Raw genomic sequence first — 1223 nt, 5'->3', positions numbered from 1 at the left:
CCAAATAGCCCAGAGTATCTCTCGGCGGTAGTGGTGCATGATTATTTATGTGATGAAGCAGAGAATATTTACAAGCTAGGCTTTAAACCAAAGGCAAGAGATAAGTTTAAATTTGCAGATGAAATCTTGCAAGAGATGATGAGTGCTCTTGGATGTAACCGCCTAAAAACAAACATATTTTACTATGCTTGCAGGGTATGGCATAAGCTAAGGTATGGAGGATAACATGTGGTTTAAACAAAGCAAACTTATAGTAGTAATTACCATTGCAAGCTTAGCTTTAACCATCCTATTTTATCAAAACTCAAAAATAAATAGCCTGCAAGCTGAGCTAAAAGCTGCTACCCTTGAAAATTTAGCAATCCAAGCAAATTTAAACGAGTGTGTAGCTCGTGTTGATTTGCAAAACCAAAAGGTAAAACAGCTAATGCTTGATAATGAGACTTTAGCAAGCAGACAAGATAAGATCAAAGAGCGCGTCATCACAAAATTTAAACATATCAAAGTTCCAGTGCGTGATGATGCGTGCGAAGTAAGGCTAAATTTTTATGAAAACTTATTTAAAACACTACAAAATCAGGAGGAAAAAGATGAGTAAGGAGCGTTTAGTACTTTATCACGCCAGACAATCAATACGCAAAATGGTTTTTATAATTTTGCTATTTTTAGCTCTCATCTTAATAGGTGGCTGTGCAAAAAAGCAAGAGAGTATAAGTTTTAAAGAGGTTTATGTGCCTGTTAAGTGTGAAGTTAGCCTACCAACAAAGCCAAAATTTAACCCCAATGAGCCACAAACTGCACGCGATTTAGCACAGTATTTTATACAGGTTGAAGAGCTTTTAAAAGGATGTGTAGGTGGTAAATAAATTTCTTGACTGGAGCGCGGATAAGCCACTTTTTTGGGTGATGGTAGTTGGTGTGTTTGGTGGGCTTTTAAACCTGTCTGATCCAAAAAAGAGCATAGCACATAATATAGCTAATGCAATCACTGGTATCTTAAGCTCAGTTTTTATGTGTTGGATCGCCTATGAGTGCGCGCTGTATTTTACACAAGCAGATAGATTAAGCCTAGCAATAGGTGGATTTTTTGCATGGAGAGGCGCAAACTGGGCTAATGAGATAGTTGATAGGTTTATTAACGATAAAATCAACACTAAAAACTTTGAATATGATGAGGGTGATGAGATATCACCTAGAGTTAGAAATTTAGATTTAGACAAGGA

4 protein-coding genes are annotated in these 1223 nt (G+C 36.6%); all 4 read left to right on the top strand.

The features are described from left to right. On the top strand, positions 1-225 hold a 225-nt coding region (locus U5B17_RS09645), incomplete at its 5' end, for a DUF1353 domain-containing protein (RefSeq protein WP_430805137.1). Further along, a complete protein-coding gene (locus U5B17_RS09640; RefSeq protein WP_430805136.1) occupies positions 215-598 on the top strand; it encodes a hypothetical protein in 384 nt (127 codons plus the stop codon). The genes U5B17_RS09645 and U5B17_RS09640, both read left to right, overlap by 11 nt. Beyond that, on the top strand, positions 591-866 hold the full coding sequence (locus tag U5B17_RS09635; protein ID WP_430805135.1) for a hypothetical protein: 276 nt from the start codon (positions 591-593) through the stop codon (positions 864-866). Before U5B17_RS09640 ends, U5B17_RS09635 begins: the two co-directional genes overlap by 8 nt. Beyond that, positions 856-1223, top strand: a 368-nt coding sequence (locus U5B17_RS09630) for a phage holin family protein (protein ID WP_430805134.1), incomplete at its 3' end; no start/stop codon positions are given. The genes U5B17_RS09635 and U5B17_RS09630, both read left to right, overlap by 11 nt.

The sequence above is a fragment of the Campylobacter australis genome (assembly GCF_050586305.1).
In the GTDB taxonomy this organism is placed as follows: Bacteria; Campylobacterota; Campylobacteria; order Campylobacterales; family Campylobacteraceae; genus Campylobacter_A.
Note: the sequence above shows the minus strand (reverse complement) of the source record. Positions and strands in the feature narration are given on the sequence as shown.

Coding starts and splice junctions, on each gene's coding strand:
- U5B17_RS09640 (WP_430805136.1), top strand. CDS start 215: ATGGAGGATAACATGTGGTTTAAACAAAGCAAACTTATAGTAGTAATT.
- U5B17_RS09635 (WP_430805135.1), top strand. CDS start 591: ATGAGTAAGGAGCGTTTAGTACTTTATCACGCCAGACAATCAATACGC.